The organism is Agrobacterium sp. 10MFCol1.1 (genome assembly GCF_000381165.1).
Classification (GTDB): Bacteria; Pseudomonadota; Alphaproteobacteria; order Rhizobiales; family Rhizobiaceae; genus Agrobacterium; species Agrobacterium tumefaciens.
The window spans coordinates 148,225-169,259 of sequence record NZ_KB906078.1; the positions used below are offsets into that span (position 1 = coordinate 148,225).

Genomic DNA, 21,035 nt, shown 5'->3' on the forward strand with positions numbered 1-21,035 from the left:
TCGTCATCCTTGGGCTTGTCCCAAAGATTTGCAACCGATTGATTTCGCGCGACGTGGATAGATCCTCGGGACAAGCCCGAGGATGACGTCGAGTGTGAGGCAAGGCTGGTCATACAGTTTACGTGATACTGCAAAGACTATTGCGATGTGCGGCGTAGTGCTTTCACACGAAACCCGAACGACGGCTCTTATCCCCACAACTCCGGCTGCGGCGGATAAACCAACGAACCCTCGTAAACGAGGCCCGGCTGCCGGTCCTGCCTGAGAATCAGCGGGCCGTCGAGATCGGAGAAGGCGGCTCCCTGGGCGGCCAGAACGGCGGGGGCCATGCCGAGCGAGGTGCCGAGCATGCAGCCGACCATGATGATGAAGCCTAGCCGCTCCGCCTCTGCCTTCATGACAAGTGCTTCCGTGAGACCGCCAGTCTTGTCCAGCTTGATGTTGATCGCATCGTAACGGTCGCGCAGGTCGGCGAGGTCCTTGGTGGAATGCACGCTTTCATCGGCGCAGATGGGGACCGGGTGGTCGATGCGGGCCAGGATGGCGTCCTTGCCGGCGGGAAGCGGCTGTTCGATGAGCGCGATGTTCAGTTCCGCTGCGAGTTTCAGATAATATTCGATATTATCGTCGTTCCAGCCCTCATTGGCGTCGATGATGATGCGCGCGTCAGGTGCTGCGGTGCGCACGGCCCGCAGGCGCGCCTCGTCATCCGCCGTTCCTGTCTTGATCTTCAGCAGCGGGCGGGCAGCGTTTTCCGCCGTTTTCGCCGCCATGGTCTCGGGGTCGGCAAGCGAGATGGTATAGGCGGTAACGAGCGGTTTTGCCGCGTGTCCGAGACTATGTTCGGCAGCACTTTTGCCACTCATCTTGGCTTCGAGGTCCCATAGTGCGCAATCCACTGCATTGCGGGCGGCGCCGGGTTTCATCACCTGCTGCAATTCATGCCGTGTCAGGCCGCCGGCAATCTGCTCAGCCATTGCTTCGATATCGGCGATAACGCCTTCGATGCTTTCGCCATAACGCGGGTAGGGCACACATTCACCTCTGCCGGTAAAGGAACCATCGCTGATGGTGCACGTTACGACATCCGCATGTGTGCGAGTGCCGCGTGAAATAGTGAAGCTGCCAGCAACGGCGAAACGTTCTGTTGTGGCTTGAAGGTAACGGGGCATGTTTTTTCACTTCCTGACAGGCGTTAAAAGACACATGACGCCAAATTTATCGCGAATTGTCGGCTGTCACTGTGGCTTGCCGAAGGCCAAACCGTTATGAAACCTTTAAGAATCTCGTGACGGCTGCACTCGCTCGGAGCATTATGCAAGAACAGGATATACGGCAACAGGCGAACCCGGCCGCAATCACCGAAGACGACGCCGTCTCCGGCGGCGGCCAGCGGTATGCCTTGAGCGGTTCCTGGCGTAACAGCAATCTTTCAGGCATTTTTGCACGCCTCGAAAACATCGAGAAAAGCGGCCCTGCCGGTCCGGTGGAGATCGATCTTTCCTCGGTGGAGGCAATCGACACGACCGGCGCCTGGGTCATCCGGCGATTGCGCGAAGATATGGAAGCGAAGGGCGTTACCGTCACGCTTACCGGAAACGAGCGAATCGAGGATCTGATCGGCCAATTGCCGGATAAAGCGGCGATGGAGGGTGAGCCTGCCGCCAAGGTGGGACTTGCCGAACGCTTCTTCTCGCCGATCGGCCAGGCTGTCGTCCAGAATGGTGCGGATTTCCTCGCGGGCATGTATATTCTGGGTTCTGCCGTGCGCGGCGCGCAGATGAAGCTCGGGCGCGGCCGTGGCGTCTCGCCGGCGGCCATCGTCAACCAGATCGACCATATGGGCGTGCGCGCCGTGCCGATCATCATGCTGATGTCGTTTTTGATCGGCGCCATCATCGCCCAGCAGGGCGCCTTCCAGCTGCGTTACTTCGGCGCGGAAGTGTTCGTCGTCGATCTCGTCGGCATCCTGCAATTGCGAGAAATCGGCGTGCTTCTGACCGCAATCATGATCGCCGGTCGCTCCGGCAGTGCGATCACGGCGGAAATCGGCTCGATGAAGATGCGCGAAGAAATCGACGCGCTGAAGGTGATCGGTCTCAACCCCGTTGGCGTGCTGGTGTTTCCGCGTCTCGTGGCGCTGACAATCGCACTGCCGCTTCTGACCATCCTTGCCAATTTCGCCGCACTTTTCGGCGCCGCCATCGTCACGCTTCTCTATTCCGGCATCACCTTCGAAGTGTTTCTGTCGCGTCTGCACGGCGCGGTCGAGGAATCGACCATCGCCGCCGGCATGATCAAGGCGCCGTTCATGGCGCTCATCATCGGCATCGTCGCGGCGGTTGAGGGTATGAAGGTCGGCGGTTCGGCGGAATCGCTCGGCAAACACGTCACGTCGTCGGTGGTCAAATCGATCTTCGTCGTCATTCTGGTGGATGGCCTTTTTGCCATCTTCTACGCAGCCATCGATTTTTAAGGAGGGCGCGTTGGAAACTTTGGACCAGAAGCCGCAACAGACAAAAACGGCAAAGGACGGCCGTGAGACGGTTCTTTCCGTCGAGGGTGTGACTGTCGGTTTCAACGGCAGGAACGTGCTTGAGAATCTCGATCTGGATGTCTATCGCGGTGAAATCCTTGGCTTCATAGGCCCATCCGGCGCGGGTAAATCCGTCCTGATGCGTGCGATCTTGAGGCTCCTGCCACGCCAGGCGGGTGCAATCCGCATTCTCGGCACCGATTACGACAAGGCCAGCGAAGACGACCGCATGATGCTCGACCAGCGGCTCGGCGTGCTGTTCCAGCAGGGGGCGCTGTTTTCCGGCCTGACGGTGAAAGAAAACATCCAGCTGCCCATGCGGGAATATCTGGACCTGCCGAAAAAGCTGATGGACGAGCTTGCCTATCTCAAGATCGAGATGGTGGGCCTCAAGCCCGATGCGGGCGACAAATACCCGTCGGAGCTTTCCGGCGGCATGATCAAGCGTGCGGCGCTTGCGCGCGCGCTGTCGCTCGATCCCGACCTTGTCTTCCTCGATGAGCCGACATCCGGCCTCGATCCCATCGGGGCGGCGGAATTTGATATGCTGATCGCGCGCTTGCGCGATTCGCTCGGTTTGACCGTGTATATGGTGACGCACGACCTCGACAGCCTGTTCTCCGTCTGCGACCGCATTGCGGTGCTAGGGCAGAAGAAGGTGCTGGTGGAAGGGACCTTGCAGGACATGTTTGCCTGTGACGACCCCTGGGTGCAGTCCTATTTCCGTGGCAAACGGGCGCGCTCTGTCGTTCTTCCGGACGACAGACACGAAAATCCGGTGGAGTAACAAGAAGCATGGAAACCAAGGCGAACTACACCATAGTCGGAATTTTCACGCTGATCGTGATCGCCGCCGCATTCGGCTTCGTTTACTGGATGGCGGAATTCGGCCGGGGTGGACCGACGGCGCAGCTCGTGGTGCGTATTCCCGGCTCGGCAAACGGCCTTTCCGTCGGCTCTCCGGTACGCTTCAACGGCATTCCTGTCGGCACGGTGCGCGGTCTTGCGATCGACCGCGACGATCCGGCCTATTCCATCGCCTTTACCGAAGTGCAGGCGGACGCGCCGGTTTTCCCCTCCACCCGCGCCGTGCTTGAAATTCAGGGCCTGACGGGCGCTGCCTATATCGAGCTCTCCGGCGGCAACAAGGACGGTGAGCGCATTCTGCAGAAATCCGTCGAAAGCGGCGTTCCCGCCGAGCTGACGGCCGATCTTTCCAGCGTCACCAACCTTCTTGCCACCGCCGACAAGATCCTGAAACGCGCCGATGGCGCCATCGGCGAATTGCAGGGCTTCGTGCAGGATGCCCGTGGGCCGCTGACGCAGACGGTGCGTAACGCCGAGAAATTCTCCGATGCGCTGGCCGCAAATTCCGATGGTATCAAGAGTTTCATCGCCAGCCTCAGTTCGCTTTCCACCACCGTTCAATCGGTCTCGGTACGCCTGGACGGCACGCTGACTGCTGTCGAAGATCTGGTGAAGGCGGTGGATGCCGGCAAGATCGATTCCATCCTGTCTAATGTCGACAAGGTGACGAAGGACGTCGCTTCCGCTTCGAGCGATATTCAGGGTATCATGGAAACGGTGCAGAGCACGGCGCGCAACTTCGAGGCGGCGAGCACGGAAGTTCAGACGGTGGTGAAGCGCGCGGATGAGCTTTTGGCGTCGGTCGATCCCGCAAAGGTCAGCACCGTGGTGGGTGATGTTTCCGCAGCGACTGCCGATGCGCGTGATGCCGTGGCGAACTTCAAGCGGATTGCCGACGATGTCGGCGCGCGCCGGGCCGATATCGACCAGGCGGTCTCCGATTTCACCGACATGGGCCGCAAGCTGAACCTTGCCTCAAGCCGTGTCGATGGCATTCTTGCCAAGGTGGACGGCATGCTTGGAACCGACGATGCCAATTCGCTGTTTGCAAAGGCGCGCGAGACTTTGACCTCGTTCAAGGCCGTGGCCGACAATCTCAATGCCCGAATCGGGCCGATTGCCGACAATCTCACGCGCTTCTCCAGTTCGGGCTTGAAGGATTTCCAGGCGCTTATCGGCAGTACGCGGCAGACGGTCGACAATCTCAACAATGCGATCACCAATATCGACCGCGATCCGCAGCGGTTGATTTTCGGCGGCGAAACCGTGAAACAATATGACGGCAGAACAAGGCGCTAAAAGGGGTATGGGCCAATGACACGATTGATGAACGGCCATAAGCGCCGTGCCCTGCTTCTGGCTCCGCTGCTTGCGGTTGCGATGGCGGGCTGTGCGGGAACCCCATCGAACGATACGTTCGACCTTTCCGTCTCTTCGGCGACTGTGACGCAGGGGCCGTCGCTCAAAGGCCGGCAATTGCTGATCGCCGATCCGACGGCGCTGAAAGCGCTTGATAGCGAAAACATCGTGGTGCGCCTTTCCGGCTCGGAAGTGCAATATCTCGGCAATTCGCAATGGAGCGACCGCCTGCCGCGCATGGTGCAATCCAAGCTGGTGCAAGCCTTCGAGGATACCGGCAAGCTCGGTGGCGTCGGCCGGCCGGGGCAGGGGCTGGCGATCGATTACCAGGTGGTCAGCGATATTCGCACCTTCGAAATCGATACGGCAAAAAACACCGCCGATATCGAGATTTCGGTGAAGCTCTTGAACGATCGCAACGGCACGGTAAAGGCGCAGGAAGTATTCCGCGCCAGCGCACGCGTCAGCGGTTCCGGAAATGCCAATTTCGTCAAAGCGCTGGACCAGGCTTTCGCCGCCGCCACCCGCGAAATCGTGGCGTGGACGCTGAAGTCGCTCTAAGTCTGACAACGGTCATTTCCGCTACAAAAGATTGCTCTATGTTGCGGGCGAGGCCTGTTGGTGACGGCCTTGCATTCAATGTTTCCGATCCGCGGGTCCGTCATGCGATTTCTGGTGTTGCTTTGCCTTTCCCTTGTTTCCGCCATGTGCGGAACAGGCACCGTTCCGGCAGCCGGTCTTCGGTTGATCGAGATTCCTTCGGCAGGCGGCAAGCCTTCCATGAGGGCGGCGGTGTGGTCGCCCTGCGCGGCGACTCCGGTGGAGACCCGCATCGGCCCCTTCGCTCCGCAAGCGGTGCGTGATTGCCCAGTTGTCGATGGGCAATATCCGCTCGTCATCATCTCCCACGGTTTCGGCGGTACGTATTTCAGCCATCGGGATACCGCGGCGGCGCTGGCGGATGCCGGTTTCATCGTCGCGGCGATCAATCATCCCGGCGATAACGCCATCGACATGAAGCGGGCAGGCGATCTTTCCGCGCTGACCGAACGACCGGCCGATATCGTCCGTCTGCTCGACCATATGCTGGCGAACTGGAACGATGCCCGTTTTATCGATGCCGGAAGGATCGGGGTGTTCGGATTTTCGCGCGGCGGTTATACGGCGCTGGTGCTTGCCGGCGGCGTTCCGGATTTTCCAAATACCGGATTGCCGTGCCCTGATGGGCAGGCGGCGGTGCGTGCTCAGATGCTGGAAAGGTCTGCTTCGCCTGAGGACCGGGTCTACGATGCGCGGGTGAAGGCTGTGGTTGTTGCAGACCCCCTCAACGCCTTTCCAGGGCGGGCCGATCTGCGAGATATCAAAATCCCCGTTCAGCTCTGGAGTTCAGAGCGCGGCGGCGACGGTGTGGCGCCGGAGGATATTTTAGGGCTGCGCGACGACCTGCCGGCAAAACCGGACTATCAGACGGTGAAAGGGGCAGGGCATTTTTCGTTCATAACACCTTGCCCCGCCGAGATGGAAAAAGCCCTGGCCGAGATATGCGGCGATACTCCGGGGTTTGACCGGGCGGAGTTTCATCGTCGACTGAAAAGCGAAGTCATCCGCTTTTTCACGGCTTCGCTACCCTGACGCACACGCCGGTGCCGCCGTCGATCAGACGGCGTCCTGCGACCGCCATTCCGGCAGCGGGAAAAGCCGGTCGTAGCCCCAGTTGAAGACGAAGGCATAGACTACGTAGAACAGCGCAAACGAGATATCCATCACCAGCGCCTGGGCAAGGCTGATGCTGAGATACCAGGCGATGAAAGGCATCAGCACGATCAGCAGACCCAGTTCGAACAGCAGGGCATGGGCGACGCGGATAGCAGGCGTCTTCAGCGTCGTGCCTTTCAGGCGCTGCATGGCATGGTCGAAGCCGAGATTGTAAAGATAGTTCCAGGCGGTGGCGAGCGTGGCGCTGACGAGGCCGACAACGCCGATATCTTCCATGGGCATGTGAAATACGAATGCACCCAGCGGCACGACCAGCAGAAGGCCGATGATTTCGAAGCTGAGAGCGTGGCGGATACGATCGGGCAGGGAACGCAATTTATTCTCCGGTATGTGACCGGGCCGTCCCGCATGCTGTCGCCATAATGGCCGAGGTCGTCCTCTCGCAAAGCCATATAGCGGTTTCGGGCAAAATTTCAAGCCTTGGGTCATGGTTGGGTTCGGGAGCGCTCTTCTCAGCGGGAGCGGGATGAGGTGGCGAGGCCGGAGTTATGCGGCGAGACTTCGCCTTCATGCGACTATTCGTGCCACCGTATCACCGGCGTGGAGACGAAGCACGCGGCGGTGCCTTATCTTTTCAATTGTCCGCCGTTTCGCCGCTGCGGAACAAGACCGCTGTTTTTTCGTTATCGCTCATGGAAGGAGGCGTGCCATGCAGCATAATTCTCCAGATGGACGAACGATAAAGGCCGCCAACGCGGCACAGGCCACAACTTACAAGCCTAGCCTGATTTCCCTGAAGGGAAGTTATGTGGCGATGATATTCCGCAGGCCGCTTTGCCAAAATCCGCTGGATTTGCGGAAAAAATAAAGCGGCACGCCTCACCCATTGCCACCGATGACGACTGCCGCAATGACAGAGAGCTTTAGATGTCTCTAAAGTGTGATTTTCAATCCGGACCGTCTCCCCTTAGATTGGGAGATCGCCACGAAAGCGAAGGGAGAATGACATGAAATCAGTTCTCATTATCGCCGCTGTACTTGGTTTTTCCGCCAGTGCAGCGTTGGCGGAGTGCGCAGGTCATGAAAAGATCAACGCTTCCGTTCCTGCTGTCGACCGTGAATTCAAAACTGCAAGCATCGTTCCGCCGACGGATCCGGTGGACAAGCCCATCGTCATACTGAAAAAGACCGATCGCCTTCCGGCGGCAACGGTTGCGACGACTGGCGAACCCGAAGCCGCAATGCAGCGCATGCAATAAGACAAGACAATGATCGTTTCATTCTGAAAATCCCGTGTGTGAGGTAATCCGCACGGGATTTGCTTTTTGCCATCTAGCTGTCGAGTTTCAGCGACAATTGCTTCGGGCCTTCATTCTTTTTCAGCACGTAGAGCGGCCGGGCGATGATGACTTCCGTTCGCCGCTGCAATTCCCGTCTCCTCTCGAGCGCGCGCTCGCGCATATCGCGGGAGCGAGCGACCACGGACAGGGCATTTTCTATGGTTGCGTCTGCTGCGTTCATCGCTGACCTCCATAATGTTCACTTTATGTTCTCATTATCGGTCGCTTATGTCAACACTGTGGCAGCGATACTTAAAGGGCAGCTGAAATGCCCTGGAGATGGTCTGTGACGGGGACGCTACCGGCTGCATTGAGGGGGCAGGGCTTTGCCTGGAGCGTTTTCTCCCCTCGCGCTTGCGACGGAGCATCGAAGGCCCGTGCGGGCGCGACTGGGGATACTCCGGCCTGCTCAATCAATTTTCGGGATGCTTTGGCAATCATGCCGGGTGCCGATCGGCTCCGGCGGGCGGGAGGCTGTCAGGACAGGGGGCGTTGATCGGGTGCGGTGAGGCCGGGAAGCAGGTCACTCAGATGTTCACTGGCGAGCGCGACGATGGCAAGCGCGGCTTGCTGGCGGTTCCAGCCAGCGTCTTCCGCTTTTTCGATCAGCCCTTGAATGGAGGGCTCCAGCGCGAACTGGCACTCGGCCTGATAGTCCATGGTATCGATAGAAAGCGATGGAGAATTAATTGCGGCCCGCATCGTTTGGTCTCCCTGTTTTCCGCCATGCACGTCGTTAAGCGACGCGCAAATCGGAAACATGCACATTCAGAGGCCTATGATATCGGGCAGGCCCGTATATCAATGGCAGCGAATCCCCCAGCAGGCGGGACGTTAACGGCAAGTCTCGATGGCTGTCAACGAACGTCCGGTAGCGACGGCGTCGTCTTACCTATTTCAGAGCCTTCCGTTCCGGAAAGGTTTTCGTCTCCAGACCAGCAATGCCATGACATAAAGCGCAAAAAGCACGAACCATGTGACGGGCAGCACCATGAAAAGCGCCGCATAGGCACAACTTCCCTCGAAACAGGAACCGAGAAATCCGGAATCGGCAAGCGTACCCGACAATAGAAACGCACATACGCCGCTTCCGACTGCGCCGAGGGCGAAAAGCAATATGTTGACGATCAATCTCATCACGCCAATCATAGGCATGATTAAGACCGCTTTGCGGAGCGGGTGGCACTGCCGTGCTGATATTTCGTCGTTTCAGTAGCTGTGTTGCAAAACCGGCGTTGCCGGAGCGGCTGGTTTTTTTGAAGGCCGCTTGTTGGTGCAGGCCCCGCCATGATCGGGCAGGGCCGTTATTGCCGGATTCTTACTCGGTGATGGTATACTCGCCGAGTTCGCACAGGTTCTGCGTATCCTCGAGGTCTTCCAGCTCATCGCCCTGGAATTCGAAACGCATGTCGTATTTGCACACGCGGCGGCCATCGGCGATGGTGATCTCCATCGTTTCGCCCGGACCAAGCGCCTTCTTTCCGAAAACGTCGTCCTCCCAGTCATCGACGCCGACCGGCGAGGTGTAGAAGGCATTGAGAACGGAGTTCGTTCCGTTCTTCAGCGAAAAGACGAGGTCGTCCGCCTGCGCCGCACCCGCAACCGTCAACGTAGCCCCGAAAAATACCGCCGTTACCCATTTTGATGTCATGATATCCCCCTTTTGCGCCATCGTTCTGGCTGGGCAATGCATACAACCAAACCAGTGGCTTGCAATGCAAACTGCGGGTTTTGGTTAAATTGCGAAGGGTTCGTTATGGGTAACTTTTCGAGATATCCAGTCTATTTTAAATATTACAAATACATATAAATAAATATTTCGAATTTTTGCCTTTATTTGTAATTTTATTTTTATGAAACAAATATATTATTTTTCTATTTCGAAACTATTTTTTATTTTCAATTTTTTTTCATTTATTTTGAGTTTTATTTTGATGTATTTATGATTTTTCTGTGTGTATCGTAGACTTTATTATTTTGTATATATCGATTGCTGAATCAGCGAATAGTTTTTACTGACAAAAATATTTTTTCTAAAATGACGTTAATTGGTGGATGGGCCAGGCTGATCGCTTTCCGACAGAGGATAATGGATTTGATCAAGCGTTCGTTTTCATTCTTCTGCGGCCTCAAGCTGCCGGGTATCGTGGCACTGGCCACCCTGTACGCGGGTTTTCTGACGCAGGCTTTGGGCCAGTCGCGGGTCTGCAACGATCCTGCTCCGGTCAGCAACCTCAAAGAAATGTTCGATGCGATTTACGCATGCTGGATGCCGCCGGAAGACACGGAGGGGCTTGTCGTGACGCTTCAGTTCATTCTGCATAAGGATGGGCAGATAAGGGGCAAGGTGGTCGTCACAGCCGCGCGCCCGCAGGAAGACAGTCCAAGACGGCAAGCCTTTATCGATTCCGCCATCGACGCGGTGAGGCGGGCAACGCCTGTTCCTTTCACCGAGGAATTCGCAAGCCGTATTGCCGGGCGGCCCTTGGGGCCGCGTTTTATCGGGACAAAAATCATACCCGAAACGAAGTTGTAGGTTTTCTTGGGAGCTAGGTCCGCTGTCGCGGCCGCATGTTTAGGCGCGCCGAATGCGAACTGTTTTTTCAGTGCCCGGCGCCGAAGGCGATGCTTTAACTTAGCACCGCAACGTCTTGTCATTTTTGAAGAATTTGGTGGGTGATGTAGGGCTCGAACCTACGACCCGCTGATTAAGAGTCAGCTGCTCTACCAACTGAGCTAATCACCCGACCGACACCGTGTGGCGGTGTGAGGGGGGCTATAAAGGGGAAGTTTCGGCTTGTCCAGCGCGGAAATGAAATTTCTTCGATTTTTGTGACGAAAAAATTTCAGTCGCGCTGGAAAAGGCTGGAAATCCGGGATTTTACGGATTTTTTCTTTTGCTATCCTCGCCGGAAGGCTCTGCCGATAACGATGAGGATGCAGGCGCCGATGAAGCCGGCGATGAGATAACCGATCCATCCGGTCAAAACGATTCCGAATACCGAGAGAATGGCGTTGGCGACGATGGCGCCGACGATTCCAAGTAGGATGTTCATGAAAACACCCATATTGCTTTTCATGAATTGTTCGGCGAGCCACCCGGCGACACCACCGATGATGATAGCTGCGATCCAGCCAATACCAGCAGATTCCATGATTTCCTCCCATGATTGCTGCACTATTGAAGGTGATGATTCTCCGGGTGAAAAGCAAGGTAAACTCCCGAAAACCTCGCTTTTTGCGGGTGGTTTTCCGCGCGGCAGGCGATAAATAGCCTGATGCTGGGTGAAGATATGAAAGGCATGGATGTGCGGTTGATGTTTGGCGGAATGATTGACGGTAGGCGGATGTTCGGCGGGCCTTTATCCGGCCGGCGGCGAAAGGCCGCCATGGCTGCAATAATGGTCGCGGTATTCACCCTCCTTGGCAGCTTTCTGTCGTCCGCAACCTTGGCGTCGGCGCAGGATGCGCCAGCGGCCGCACCAGTCGCTATCCAGGCTTCCATCGTCGAGCAGGCGCGCACGGATCTGGAAAAATGGAAGGCCGATATTTCGGCAATCGCCAAACAGGTGGAGGCGGGCGGCAGCGATGACGTGCAGCTGGTGGACCTGAAGGGACGCGCCGATACCATTGCAGCCGATGCTGCCGCCGCCAACACCAAGCTGCGGACCCGTCTGGACCAGATCAAGACGCGTCTCGACGCGCTTGGTGCTGCCCCGGCGGAAGGACAGCCGCCCGAAGCGAGCATGGTGACGGAGGAGCGCTCCCGGCTGACTGCGGAGCGCGCCGAGGTGAATGCCATTGCCGGCGAGGTGGAGAGCACTGCCACCAACGCCGCGCAGATTTCCAACAACATTACGGCGGTTCGGCGGGCGCTTTTTGCCGCGACCCTGTTCAAGCGCACCGAAGTCTCTTCCCAGACGCTGGGCGACGCCTCTTCCGCCTTCGTGAGCGAGCTGACCAATCTCAACAACGCCTTCAGCAGCTGGGCGGGTTTCGTCTGGAACTACAAACGCCTGCCGATGTTCGGGGCGGTGATGCTGTCGATCATGGCGGCGCTGTTGTTTCTGGTGGGCGGTTACCGCTTTTTCGGCAGCCGCATGGAACGGCGGGCCTTTTCCGGCGAGCCTTCCTATCTGCGGCGGCTTTCGGTGGCCTTCTGGTCAACCATGGTGCAGTCGCTGTCGCTTTTCCTGTTTCTGGTAACCTCGGCGTTTTTCCTCGATAATTTCAACGTGCTTCGTTCCGATATCGCGCCGATCCTGTTCGGCGCCATGGCAGTTACGGGCTTCGTCTATTTCGTGTCGCGGCTGAGCTACGCTATCTTTGCGCCGACGCAGCCGGAATGGCGTCTGTTGCAGGTTTCCAATCGCGGAGCGCACACGCTGTCCTCGGCCGTGCTTTTGATGGCGCTCGTCAACGGTCTCGATTATCTGTTCGGCACGATCAGCGAGACGCTCTATTCGCCGCTGATCGTCACCGTTGCCAAGAGCTTCATTGCCTCCATCATCATTGGCATCATCCTGCTCACCGTGTCGTTCCTGCGCCCGGTGATCGGTGAGGGGCAGGACTACGAGACCGGCAACCAGCGCCTGCCGCGCTGGCTGGTCATTCTGCTCAGGGTCGGCGGGCTTGTTCTCATCGGTGCCTGCCTGACGGGTTATGTGGGGCTGGCGCGGTTCCTTGCCACGCAGATCGTCGCCACCGGTGCGGTGCTCGCAACGATGTATATCGGCATTCTTTCCGGCAAGGCGATTTCGCGACAGGGCGCCTTTTCCGAATCCCTGGCCGGGCGTTATCTCGGGCGGCGCTACGGTCTCGGCCCGGTTGCGCTGGATCAGGCCGGTCTTGCGGCGGGGCTCGGCATCTATGTCATCGCACTCGCCTTCGGCGTGCCGCTCATCCTGTTTTCCTGGGGGTTCCAGCCGGGCGATATCGAAAGCTGGGCCTATCGTCTGCTGACCGGCATCACCGTCGGCAATGCCTCCATCTCGCTGATCGGCCTGTTCGGCGGCGTCCTTGTCTTTGCCATCGGCTACATCATCACACGCTGGTTCCAGAAGTGGCTGGACAACAACGTCATGGCGCGCGGGCAGGTGGATGCGGGCGTGCGCAACTCGGTCAAGACCGGCATCGGTTATCTCGGCATCGCGGTTGCGGCCATTTTCGGCGTCTCTTCCGCCGGTCTTAACCTCTCCAGCCTGGCGCTGGTGGCGTCTGCCCTTTCGGTCGGTATCGGTTTCGGCCTTCAGAACATCGTCTCGAACTTCGTCTCCGGCCTCATCCTGCTGGTCGAGCGTCCCTTCAAGGTGGGTGACTGGGTGGTGACAGGCACGACTGAAGGCACCGTCAAACGGCTTTCGGTGCGCGCGACCGAGATTGAAACCTTCCGCGGCCAGTCGATCATCGTACCGAACTCGGAATTCATCAATTCCTCGGTCGGTAACTGGACACACCGCAACCGTATCATGCGAGCGGAAATTCCGGTCTCCGTTGCCTATGAATCCGATCCGCAGCAGGTGATGGATATTCTGCTGGAACTGGTGCGCACCCAGCCGCCCGTACTGCGCAACCCCGAACCGCATGTGGAATTCCTCCGTTTCGGCGACTTCTCGCTGGATTTCGAATTGCGTTTCCACCTCGCCGATCTTTCGAATGGGCTTGGCGTGAAAAACGCGCTGAGGATCGCAATCCTGAAACGCTTCCGCGAAGAGGGGATCGCCATCCCGTTCCCGCAGCGTAACCTCAACATCCACGTGGAAGGCGATGCAAATCCGCAAATGCTGGCGGCGCTGCTTTCGGAAGAGGGTGACAAGGCGGTGGCGGCGCATACGGGCGCGGCGGCGCCTGCCGCGGCAACTGCACCGGAAAAGGATGCGGGCAAGGCGGGTGACAAAACCGTGGTGGAGCCGAAGGCGACGTTGAAGGCGGCCGGCAAGGACACTTAATCTGCGGCTACCGCCGCTGCGGCGACGCAGCCGATACGGGCGTTGACGGGCGCGGGGAGTTATCCTCGCGCCCGATTTGCATTGTGGCGGATGAGACGCCCGGGGGAAACAAACGCGACGTCCAGAAGACTGTGGATGGTGCGGACGTTGCCGCGACCACAGGCCCGCAGGGCCAGCAGCCGGCGGCCGAAAACATGGCCGGCAATGACAACACCATTCGCAGCACAAACAGTTCTGGCCTTTTTTCCGATAGCCAGTTTGCGAGGCCGCTCGTCATAGGCATCAACAGCGTTTCCATCGGTATGCGCAACAGCACGCCCGCATGGCTGGACGCCGCGGCAAAAGCTGCCGCTGGCAAGGACGTAAAAGACCGCGCCAAGATTTGTGCATCTTCGCAGGTGGTTGCGAAATGAGACTGGCTATTTTTCTCTTCGGTATGTTTTTTCCGTTTCTGGCAAATGCGCAGGATATGTGCGCCACCGTCGTCTTCAAAAGGCGACGGTGGTTTGAAACCCGCCTCCAGCGACGGCATTTTCTCCCCTGTCGCAGCACCCTATGGCCATGTCGCAATCAGGCGGCTGAACGGCCGCCGGGGGCTTCATATTCCATCCCATCGATTTGGCAGCACGACAGGCAATGCCGGCGCTTTTTAGGGGTTCTGTAAATGAAGACACATGCACGGGCGGTGGTGATCGGTGGCGGCGTCGTCGGCGTTTCGACGCTTTATCATCTTGCCAAGAAGGGCTGGAGCGACAGCGTCCTTATCGAGCGCAAGGAACTGACATCCGGTTCCACCTGGCACGCAGCCGGTCTTTTGCCGCTGTTCAACATGAGCTACTCGGTCGGCCAGATCCACAAGTATTCGGTGAAGTTCTACGAAGAGCTTCAGGAAGAGACCGGCATGAATGTCGGTTTCTCCAAGGTCTCGAACATTCGTCTCGCCCGCACCAAGGATCGCTGGGACGAATATATGTATTATGCCGGCATTGCCGAGACCATCGGTGTGCGGGTCAACATGCTGACGCCGGAGCAGGTTAAGGAAATCTGGCCGCTTTGCGAGACGGACGGCCTGCTGGGCGCCATCCAGCACCCCGATGATGGTTATATCCAGCCCGCCGACCTGACGCAGGCGCTGGCGAAGGGCGCGCGAGACCGTGGCGCCACCATCTATCGCAACACCACCGTCACCGCCATCGAGCAGCTGGAAGACGGTCACTGGAAGGTGACGACGGATAAGGGCGAGATCATCGCCGAACATATCATTTCCTGCACCGGCTCCTTTGCCCGCAAGACCGGCGAGATGGTCGGCATAAATATTCCGGTCATCCCGGTTGAGCACCAGTATATCGTCACCGAGCCGCATCCGGCCATTCTGGAGCGCCGCCGTCAGGGTCTGCCGGAAATGGGCGTTCTGCGTGAATCGGATTCAGCCTGGTACATGCGCGAGGAGGCCGGCGGTCTGATCCTCGGCCCTTACGAAGTCGGCGCTCCGGTCTGTTATGTCGACGGTCCCTCTGACGATAGCGAATATGAGCTGTTCCAGGAGGAACTCGACCGGCTTATGCCGCATATCGAAACGGCGATGGTGCGTGTTCCGGCTTTCGGTGAAGTCGGTATCAAGAAGGTCTATAACGGCGCTATCGCCTATACGCCTGATGGCAACCCGATCGTCGGTCCGGCACCGGGCCTGAAGAATTTCTGGCTGAATGAAGGCCACTCGTTCGGCATCACCGCTGCCGGTGGTGCTGGCTGGCAGCTTGCCGAATGGATCGTCGATGGTGAGCCTACACTCGATCTGATGGGTGTCGATCCGCGCCGCTTCGGCCCTCATGCCACGGAAGGTTACCTCATTGCCAAGAATGAGGAAGCCTATGCCAACGTCTTCACCATGCATTACCCTGATGAAGAACGTTCCGCTGCCCGTCCGCTGAAGACGACGCCGGTTTACGACCGTCTGAAGAAGCTTGGCGGCGTGTTCGGTTCCGTTTACGGCTGGGAACGTGCCAACTGGTATGCGCCGGAAGGTTATGCGCTGCGCGAAGAGGACCTCGGCGTCGGTGCGGATGTCATCACCAGCCACAACTATGCGCCGCCACTGGATGATGGCCGTATCGTCGAGAAGTGGTCGTTCCGCCGCTCGAACTATTTCGAACATGTCGGCAACGAGGTGAAGAACGTCACCGAGAATGTCGGCGTGCTTGACATGTCGGCCTTCGCCAAGATGGAAGTTTCCGGTCCCGGCGCGCGCGCCTGGCTGGACAGCATTCTCGCCAATATCGTGCCGAAGAAGCGCGGCCGTATTGCGCTTACGCACCTTCTGACGCCGAATGGCGGCGTGAAGGTGGAGTTCACTGTCTATGAATGGGCGCCGGGCCGGTTCTATCTTGTATCCGCCGGTGGTCTTGAGGCGCACGATCATGACGTGCTCCAGCGGCTTGCGCCCACCGACGGTTCAGTCGTGCTGCAGCCCATCACCCAGAAATACGGCGTGCTGGTGCTTGCCGGTCCGAAGTCGCGCGATCTCCTGAAGAAGCTGACCCGTACCAGCCTCGAGAACAAGGATTTCCCGTGGCTGACGGCGAAGCAGATCTCAGTGGGTGTGGCGACGGCGCATGCGCTGCGCGTCAACTTCGTCGGTGAACTGGGCTGGGAGTTGCACCATCCTATCGAAATGCAGAACTACATCTTCGACCGGCTGATGGAAGCGGGCGCCGAATTTGGCATCAAGCCATTCGGTATTCGTGCGATGGTGTCGATGTCGCTTGAAAAGTCGTATCGCAACATGGGCCGCGAGCTTTCGGTCGAATATAACGCCTATGAATCCGGTCTCGACCGTTTCCTGCGTCCGGAGAAAAACTTCATCGGCCGCGATGCGCTGGTGGCATACAAGGAAGCCGGCTTGAAATCGGTATTCTCGACGCTGACCGTTTCGGGCAATACGGATGTCGATGCCCGTGGTTCTGAAGCTATCTTCGACGCAGATGGCGCACTTGCCGGCCGTGTGACGAGCGGCGGCTTTGGCTGGCGTATCGGCAAATCGATTGCGCTTGCCATGCTGAAACCCGAATATGCCACGATTGGCACGAAGCTGAAAATCCGCATTCTCGGCACGCTTTATGATGCCGAGGTGGTGGAAGAAAGCCCCTTCGATACTGAAAACGCGCTGCTGCGCGCCTGAGGGATTTTCCTGGAAGCATTCGAAACACGGCCCTCCCTCGGGGGCCGTGTTTTCTTTTGGGTAAGCATGTATGCCGACTGTTTTCGGGCAAAAGTGTTATTAATCATTCTGAAAAATACGCCTGCTAATTTCCCGTGAAAGACGACGGGGGACTGGGACAAAATGAATTTTCTGGGCATTACGGGCATGCAATATTCTGGTGTGCCATTTACCAATTGCCGCATTTTGCTTGCGGAAGATACCAATGTGTTCACCCAGATGGTGAGCATGCGCCTGAAGGAATTGCTGGGCGTTTCCGTGGAGGTGTGCCGCAACTTCGAGGAGTTGCAGGCGTGCTACGAACACTCGGCCGAACCCGTGACGCTTGCGATTTCCAACATCAATCTTCCGGGGGCGGAGAACGGCGAGGCGCTGGAATATCTGATCGATCTCTCGATCCCGACCATCGTTTTCACCAGCACGTTCCATGAGGCGACCCGCGAAACGCTGATCGCCAAGAATGTGGTCGACTACATTCTGAAAGACAATATCTTTGCCGTGGACATGCTGACGGAATCCATCTGTCGGTTCCTCACCAACCACCGCCACCATGTGCTGATCGTGGATGACAGCCCAACGGCGCGGGCGCTGCTTTCCAGCCGCCTCAAGCGTTATAATTTCCGCGTCAGCCTTGCCGATAGCGGTGCGAAGGCGCTCGAAATCCTGAAGGCCAATCCCGATATCGGGCTGGTGGTGACCGACTACAATATGCCCGATATTGACGGTTTCGAACTGACACGGCGCATCCGCACCGTGCGCGGTTCGCACGAGTTGCGCATCATCGGCGTTTCCTCTTCCACCAACCGGCTTTTGTCGGCGCGGTTCCTGAAGGCGGGTGGCAACGATTTCATGCTGCGGCCCTTCATCGACGAGGAATTTTATTGCCGCGTCAACCAGAACCTCGACACGCTGGTGCAGATACAGCTGGCCAAGGCTGGCGTGAGACCGGCGGCCTGACCGGACTGTTCGTTATCAAAGCCGCGATAAGTCAAAGCTGAGACTCGAGCGGCAGGAAACGCATGATGCCCGCGACGATCCGGCGGCTGATGGCAGCGTCCGGTTCACGCCTGTATGTCTTCGGCTGGCCGTGTTCTTCGGTCATCCAGACGATGCGATTGCCGTTGTCTATATCCAGCTCGAAGCTCATTGAGCGGCGGATCTCTTCGCTGAATATCTCGTCCATGCGCGCAACCAGCGGGGCTGAGGTGAAAACGACGCCCATTTCCGTGTTGAGAGACGCGGAGCGTGGATCGAAATTGAGCGAGCCAATATAGCCGGTCTTGCCGTCGCGGGAGAAAGCCTTGGTGTGGAGGCTCGCCTGTCCTGAACCGCGAAGCGTAAAGCTTGGCTGGTCCGCCTGTGCACGCAGTTCATGCAGTCGCACCCCGCCCAGCAGAAGCGGCTTTCGATACCGTGCGTAACCGGCGTGAACGGCGGCAACATCTGTTGCAGCCAGCGAGTTGGTGAGGATGGCAACCGAGACGCCGCGCTCGGCAAGGTTTGCAAAAATGTCCAAGCCCTGTTTGCCGGGAATGAAATAAGGGGAGGTGATGTGCAGGCTGTCATTTGCCGCCTGCATCAGCGGCAGCAGGCTCTCCATCAGGAAGTTGTGGCCGTTGCGGCGTTTTCCCGCTGCTTTTTCCGGCGGGTCGGCAAGCACGTCGGCTTCATCGACCCAGTGCAGGCGGTCCGACATCAGGAAATGACCGCTGCCATATTGGTTTTCGACGCGCTCGAGATAGGGTTTGGCAGCCTCGCTTTTCGGCAGTGCAGCAAGCTCGCGTCTTAACCTGGCAAGCTTGCTCGGCCTGCGCGCCAGAAGCGAGCGCACGGGAACGGAAACGGCGCTGTTCCAGTAGTCGTCGAAGATTTCGGTGGCATCCGCAACGATCCTGCCGAAACCGAGAATGTCGAAATCGTGGAAATTGGCCCGTTCGGCGGCATCGAAATAGGCGTCGCCAATATTACGGCCGCCAACGATCGCGGCGCGTCCGTCGGCAATCCACGCCTTGTTGTGCATGCGCCGGTTGACGCTTCGGAACCGGAGGACCAGTTCCAGGCTTCGATACAGGATGTTTTCCCGCGCCCTGGTCGGGTTGAAGAGCCGCAGCTCGATATTGGGATGGCTGTCGATGGCGTGGAAGATGCGGTCGGACATCGAGACGCCGAGATCGTCCAGAAGCAGCCTCACGCGCACGCCGCGATCTGCCGCGGCAATGACCTCGCGCATCATCAGCCGACCGGTCAGGTCGGCATTCCACATGTAATACATCAGATCAAGGCTGCGCCCAGCCGCCCGCGCGGCCGCCATACGCACTGCAAAGGCATCCAGATTGGAATGCAGCAGGCAGAGCGCGTTTTTCTCGTTCCAGCCGTTCCTTATTGACTGCCAGTGGCGGTCGAGCCCGGTCGCATCCTCGGCAACGGGCAGGGCAGTTGAGGGGCGTTTGGGAATGGCCTTTTCCCGCTGCTTGCTGATGACAACAAACAGGGCTGGTCCGACGACCAGCAGCACCATGGCGATAAAGACCGTAAATGCAGTCACTTGTTTTGATCACTCCCGGCCTGAAGATTATCAGGCCGGGTGAAAACGCGCGAGCACATAAAGCGTTCACGGCAGAAGAGGGTGCGGGAGAAAAAGGCTGCCTTGCGAAGCGAATGCAGGAGGCGGGACTTGTGAATCACATAAGTCTATGCTTATCTGTTGTCATGACAGAGAATGATATTTTCCGGGCGCTGGCCGATCCGACACGCCGCGCTATTTTCGAAAAGCTCGCGGATGGTGCCCAGAACGCTTCCGCCTTGCGTGAGGGTATCGATATCAGCCAGCCGGCCATGTCGCAGCATCTTGCCGTGCTGCGGGGGGCGGGGCTGGTCGTCGAACGGCGGCAGGGTCGTTTTGTCAATTACGAGGTCGATCCGGATGGGCTGACACGGATTGCGACGTGGCTTGGCAAATACCGCGCCTACTGGCCGCAGCGCGTTGAAGCACTGAAGCTCTTGCTGAAGGATATGGATCAATGAACAGGGAACTGCCCGCAGCACCCAAACCCGTTGTCGCGCTGGAATATGATCTCGATGAGCCGCCGCAAAAAGTCTGGCGTGCGATCAGCATTCCGGCCTTCCGTGAAAACTGGTTGCCGAAGGAGGCTTTGGCTGAACCCGAGGCGATTATGATCACCCCGGGGAAGGAGGTCTGTTATAGGATGCGGGATGACGTTCCGCCATTTCTGGAAAGCACCGTCACCTTCAGGATTGCACCCAACGCGAGCGGCGGCACCAGCCTGCGGGTCATTCATGAGTTGCCCATCACCGGTTCCGGTCGGATGACAAAGGCCGCCGCAAACCACAACCGTTCGCCCATCAAGCTCGCCGCCTGATCCACGACATTTCCTTACATTTTCAAACGACAGGAGTTCGCCGATGCGCGAAGCGATGCAACTCGTCCCTATGGTAGTTGAACAATCCGCTAGGGGAGAAAGGTCCTTCGACATCTATTCCCGGCTGTTGCGGGAAAGGATCATCTTTCTCAACGGTGAGGTCAACGACGCTGTTTCCGCGCTTGTCTGCGCGCAACTGCTGTTTCTGGAGGCGGAAAACCCGAAAAAGCCGATCCATCTCTACATCAATTCTCCAGGCGGCGTCGTGACCAGCGGTCTCGCAATGTATGACACCATGCGCTACATCCGCGCGCCGGTTCATACTCTGTGCATGGGGACCGCCCGTTCGATGGGCTCGTTCCTGCTTATGGCGGGCGAACCGGGCGCGCGGGCGGCATTGCCCAACGCCAGCATCCTCATTCACCAGCCGTCCGGCGGGTTTCAGGGGCAGGCGTCGGATATGCTCATCCATGCTGAAGAAATCAGGCAGACAAAGCACCGAATGACGCGGCTTTATGCCCAGCATTGCAAACGCAGCTATGACCAGTTTGAAGCGGCAATGGATCGCGACCGTTTCATGACGGTGGAAGAGGCACTGGAGTGGGGTTTGATCGACCGCGTTCTGGACGTTCGCGAAGATGTGGCGGCGGCATGACTCAAATCGTCCCGGTT

Annotated in this window: 23 protein-coding genes and 1 tRNA gene; 15 read left to right on the plus strand and 9 right to left on the minus strand. The window is 58.2% G+C overall.

Annotation, left to right across the window (positions count from 1 at the left end):
- Positions 1 to 188 precede the first annotated feature (188 nt).
- Positions 189 to 1,172: an N-acetyl-D-Glu racemase DgcA gene (dgcA, locus tag F617_RS0117770; protein WP_019566192.1), complete on the minus strand. Its 984-nt coding sequence runs from the start codon at positions 1,170 to 1,172 to the stop codon at positions 189 to 191.
- 143 nt (positions 1,173 to 1,315) lie between these two features.
- On the opposite strand from dgcA, the gene F617_RS0117775 reads away from it, so the two are divergent.
- The 5 genes from F617_RS0117775 (at position 1,316) to F617_RS0117795 (ending at position 6,394) form a co-directional block, all read left to right on the plus strand.
- Positions 1,316 to 2,476: an ABC transporter permease gene (locus F617_RS0117775; RefSeq protein WP_003515483.1), complete on the plus strand. Its 1,161-nt coding sequence runs from the start codon at positions 1,316 to 1,318 to the stop codon at positions 2,474 to 2,476.
- A gap of 10 nt (positions 2,477 to 2,486) precedes the next feature.
- Complete coding sequence (locus F617_RS0117780) at positions 2,487 to 3,323, plus strand: ABC transporter ATP-binding protein (RefSeq protein WP_019566193.1); 837 nt, start codon at positions 2,487 to 2,489, stop codon at positions 3,321 to 3,323.
- Between the two features lie 8 nt (positions 3,324 to 3,331).
- Positions 3,332 to 4,702: an MlaD family protein gene (locus tag F617_RS0117785; protein ID WP_003515479.1), complete on the plus strand. Its 1,371-nt coding sequence runs from the start codon at positions 3,332 to 3,334 to the stop codon at positions 4,700 to 4,702.
- 15 nt (positions 4,703 to 4,717) lie between these two features.
- Positions 4,718 to 5,323 carry an ABC-type transport auxiliary lipoprotein family protein gene (locus tag F617_RS0117790; protein WP_019566194.1) on the plus strand — a complete coding sequence of 202 codons (606 nt, stop codon included), beginning with the start codon at positions 4,718 to 4,720 and terminating at the stop codon, positions 5,321 to 5,323.
- 102 nt (positions 5,324 to 5,425) lie between these two features.
- A complete protein-coding gene (locus tag F617_RS0117795; RefSeq protein ID WP_034502331.1) occupies positions 5,426 to 6,394 on the plus strand; it encodes a prolyl oligopeptidase family serine peptidase in 969 nt (322 codons plus the stop codon).
- A 24-nt stretch (positions 6,395 to 6,418) separates the two neighbouring features.
- On the opposite strand, the gene F617_RS0117800 is transcribed toward F617_RS0117795, so the two are convergent.
- Positions 6,419 to 6,853, minus strand: a complete 435-nt coding sequence (locus F617_RS0117800) for a PACE efflux transporter (protein WP_019566196.1) — start codon at positions 6,851 to 6,853, stop codon at positions 6,419 to 6,421.
- Between the two features lie 334 nt (positions 6,854 to 7,187).
- On the opposite strand from F617_RS0117800, the gene F617_RS28740 reads away from it, so the two are divergent.
- Both F617_RS28740 and F617_RS0117810 read left to right on the plus strand, forming a co-directional pair.
- Positions 7,188 to 7,346 (plus strand): hypothetical protein, encoded by a 159-nt coding sequence (locus F617_RS28740; protein ID WP_162993578.1) that lies wholly within the window; start codon positions 7,188 to 7,190, stop codon positions 7,344 to 7,346.
- Between the two features lie 139 nt (positions 7,347 to 7,485).
- On the plus strand, positions 7,486 to 7,737 hold the full coding sequence (locus tag F617_RS0117810) for a hypothetical protein (protein WP_003515471.1): 252 nt from the start codon (positions 7,486 to 7,488) through the stop codon (positions 7,735 to 7,737).
- Between the two features lie 73 nt (positions 7,738 to 7,810).
- Here the strand turns inward: F617_RS0117810 and F617_RS0117815 are convergent, their stop codons facing one another.
- The 4 genes from F617_RS0117815 to F617_RS0117830 form a co-directional block, all read right to left on the minus strand.
- Positions 7,811 to 7,999 carry a hypothetical protein gene (locus F617_RS0117815; protein ID WP_003515469.1) on the minus strand — a complete coding sequence of 63 codons (189 nt, stop codon included), beginning with the start codon at positions 7,997 to 7,999 and terminating at the stop codon, positions 7,811 to 7,813.
- A gap of 296 nt (positions 8,000 to 8,295) precedes the next feature.
- The gene (locus F617_RS0117820) at positions 8,296 to 8,520 is read right to left on the minus strand and encodes a hypothetical protein (RefSeq protein WP_013636232.1); all 225 of its coding nucleotides are present in this window, start codon (positions 8,518 to 8,520) and stop codon (positions 8,296 to 8,298) included.
- A gap of 195 nt (positions 8,521 to 8,715) precedes the next feature.
- Complete coding sequence (locus F617_RS0117825) at positions 8,716 to 8,967, minus strand: hypothetical protein (RefSeq protein ID WP_019566197.1); 252 nt, start codon at positions 8,965 to 8,967, stop codon at positions 8,716 to 8,718.
- Positions 8,968 to 9,136: 169 nt separating this feature from the next.
- Positions 9,137 to 9,469 (minus strand): hypothetical protein, encoded by a 333-nt coding sequence (locus F617_RS0117830; RefSeq protein ID WP_003515455.1) that lies wholly within the window; start codon positions 9,467 to 9,469, stop codon positions 9,137 to 9,139.
- A 339-nt stretch (positions 9,470 to 9,808) separates the two neighbouring features.
- Here F617_RS0117830 and F617_RS0117835 point away from each other — a divergent pair, with 339 nt between their 5' ends.
- Positions 9,809 to 10,354 (plus strand): energy transducer TonB, encoded by a 546-nt coding sequence (locus tag F617_RS0117835; protein ID WP_245260817.1) that lies wholly within the window; start codon positions 9,809 to 9,811, stop codon positions 10,352 to 10,354.
- A gap of 134 nt (positions 10,355 to 10,488) precedes the next feature.
- Here F617_RS0117835 and F617_RS0117840 read toward each other — a convergent pair.
- A tRNA-Lys gene (locus tag F617_RS0117840) sits at positions 10,489 to 10,564 on the minus strand.
- 154 nt (positions 10,565 to 10,718) lie between these two features.
- A complete protein-coding gene (locus F617_RS0117845; RefSeq protein WP_003515453.1) occupies positions 10,719 to 10,973 on the minus strand; it encodes a GlsB/YeaQ/YmgE family stress response membrane protein in 255 nt (84 codons plus the stop codon).
- Between the two features lie 123 nt (positions 10,974 to 11,096).
- On the opposite strand from F617_RS0117845, the gene F617_RS0117850 reads away from it, so the two are divergent.
- From F617_RS0117850 to F617_RS0117865, 4 genes are all read left to right on the plus strand, one after another.
- The gene (locus F617_RS0117850; RefSeq protein WP_019566200.1) at positions 11,097 to 13,766 is read left to right on the plus strand and encodes a mechanosensitive ion channel family protein; all 2,670 of its coding nucleotides are present in this window, start codon (positions 11,097 to 11,099) and stop codon (positions 13,764 to 13,766) included.
- A gap of 83 nt (positions 13,767 to 13,849) precedes the next feature.
- On the plus strand, positions 13,850 to 14,179 hold the full coding sequence (locus F617_RS0117855) for a hypothetical protein (protein WP_236770678.1): 330 nt from the start codon (positions 13,850 to 13,852) through the stop codon (positions 14,177 to 14,179).
- 251 nt (positions 14,180 to 14,430) lie between these two features.
- Positions 14,431 to 16,944, plus strand: coding sequence for an FAD-dependent oxidoreductase (locus F617_RS0117860; protein WP_026330921.1), 2,514 nt, complete (start codon positions 14,431 to 14,433; stop codon positions 16,942 to 16,944).
- 162 nt (positions 16,945 to 17,106) lie between these two features.
- Entirely contained in the window at positions 17,107 to 17,940 is an 834-nt protein-coding gene (locus F617_RS0117865) for a response regulator (protein ID WP_003515447.1), read from the plus strand.
- Between the two features lie 31 nt (positions 17,941 to 17,971).
- On the opposite strand, the gene F617_RS0117870 is transcribed toward F617_RS0117865, so the two are convergent.
- On the minus strand, positions 17,972 to 19,528 hold the full coding sequence (locus tag F617_RS0117870) for a phospholipase D family protein (protein WP_003515446.1): 1,557 nt from the start codon (positions 19,526 to 19,528) through the stop codon (positions 17,972 to 17,974).
- A 164-nt stretch (positions 19,529 to 19,692) separates the two neighbouring features.
- On the opposite strand from F617_RS0117870, the gene F617_RS0117875 reads away from it, so the two are divergent.
- The 3 genes from F617_RS0117875 to F617_RS0117885 are packed head-to-tail and all read left to right on the plus strand — an operon-like array spanning position 19,693 to position 21,018.
- The gene (locus F617_RS0117875) at positions 19,693 to 20,007 is read left to right on the plus strand and encodes a helix-turn-helix transcriptional regulator (RefSeq protein WP_026330922.1); all 315 of its coding nucleotides are present in this window, start codon (positions 19,693 to 19,695) and stop codon (positions 20,005 to 20,007) included.
- A complete protein-coding gene (locus F617_RS0117880; protein WP_019566205.1) occupies positions 20,004 to 20,363 on the plus strand; it encodes an SRPBCC domain-containing protein in 360 nt (119 codons plus the stop codon). Before F617_RS0117875 ends, F617_RS0117880 begins: the two co-directional genes overlap by 4 nt.
- A gap of 43 nt (positions 20,364 to 20,406) precedes the next feature.
- Complete coding sequence (locus F617_RS0117885; protein WP_026330923.1) at positions 20,407 to 21,018, plus strand: ATP-dependent Clp protease proteolytic subunit; 612 nt, start codon at positions 20,407 to 20,409, stop codon at positions 21,016 to 21,018.
- Positions 21,019 to 21,035 lie beyond the last annotated feature (17 nt).

Excerpts from the sequence above, each read along its gene's own strand:
- dgcA (WP_019566192.1), bottom strand. The coding sequence starts at position 1,172 with ATGCCCCGTTACCTTCAAGCCACAACAGAACGTTTCGCCGTTGCTGGC.
- F617_RS0117885 (WP_026330923.1), top strand. The coding sequence starts at position 20,407 with ATGCGCGAAGCGATGCAACTCGTCCCTATGGTAGTTGAACAATCCGCT.
- F617_RS0117795 (WP_034502331.1), top strand. The coding sequence starts at position 5,426 with ATGCGATTTCTGGTGTTGCTTTGCCTTTCCCTTGTTTCCGCCATGTGC.
- F617_RS28740 (WP_162993578.1), top strand. The coding sequence starts at position 7,188 with ATGCAGCATAATTCTCCAGATGGACGAACGATAAAGGCCGCCAACGCG.
- F617_RS0117880 (WP_019566205.1), top strand. The coding sequence starts at position 20,004 with ATGAACAGGGAACTGCCCGCAGCACCCAAACCCGTTGTCGCGCTGGAA.
- F617_RS0117810 (WP_003515471.1), top strand. The coding sequence starts at position 7,486 with ATGAAATCAGTTCTCATTATCGCCGCTGTACTTGGTTTTTCCGCCAGT.
- F617_RS0117830 (WP_003515455.1), bottom strand. The coding sequence starts at position 9,469 with ATGACATCAAAATGGGTAACGGCGGTATTTTTCGGGGCTACGTTGACG.
- F617_RS0117850 (WP_019566200.1), top strand. The coding sequence starts at position 11,097 with ATGCTGGGTGAAGATATGAAAGGCATGGATGTGCGGTTGATGTTTGGC.
- F617_RS0117825 (WP_019566197.1), bottom strand. The coding sequence starts at position 8,967 with ATGATTGGCGTGATGAGATTGATCGTCAACATATTGCTTTTCGCCCTC.
- F617_RS0117785 (WP_003515479.1), top strand. The coding sequence starts at position 3,332 with ATGGAAACCAAGGCGAACTACACCATAGTCGGAATTTTCACGCTGATC.
- F617_RS0117815 (WP_003515469.1), bottom strand. The coding sequence starts at position 7,999 with ATGAACGCAGCAGACGCAACCATAGAAAATGCCCTGTCCGTGGTCGCT.
- F617_RS0117775 (WP_003515483.1), top strand. The coding sequence starts at position 1,316 with ATGCAAGAACAGGATATACGGCAACAGGCGAACCCGGCCGCAATCACC.
- F617_RS0117820 (WP_013636232.1), bottom strand. The coding sequence starts at position 8,520 with ATGCGGGCCGCAATTAATTCTCCATCGCTTTCTATCGATACCATGGAC.
- F617_RS0117875 (WP_026330922.1), top strand. The coding sequence starts at position 19,693 with ATGACAGAGAATGATATTTTCCGGGCGCTGGCCGATCCGACACGCCGC.
- F617_RS0117860 (WP_026330921.1), top strand. The coding sequence starts at position 14,431 with ATGAAGACACATGCACGGGCGGTGGTGATCGGTGGCGGCGTCGTCGGC.
- F617_RS0117845 (WP_003515453.1), bottom strand. The coding sequence starts at position 10,973 with ATGGAATCTGCTGGTATTGGCTGGATCGCAGCTATCATCATCGGTGGT.
- F617_RS0117865 (WP_003515447.1), top strand. The coding sequence starts at position 17,107 with ATGAATTTTCTGGGCATTACGGGCATGCAATATTCTGGTGTGCCATTT.
- F617_RS0117790 (WP_019566194.1), top strand. The coding sequence starts at position 4,718 with ATGACACGATTGATGAACGGCCATAAGCGCCGTGCCCTGCTTCTGGCT.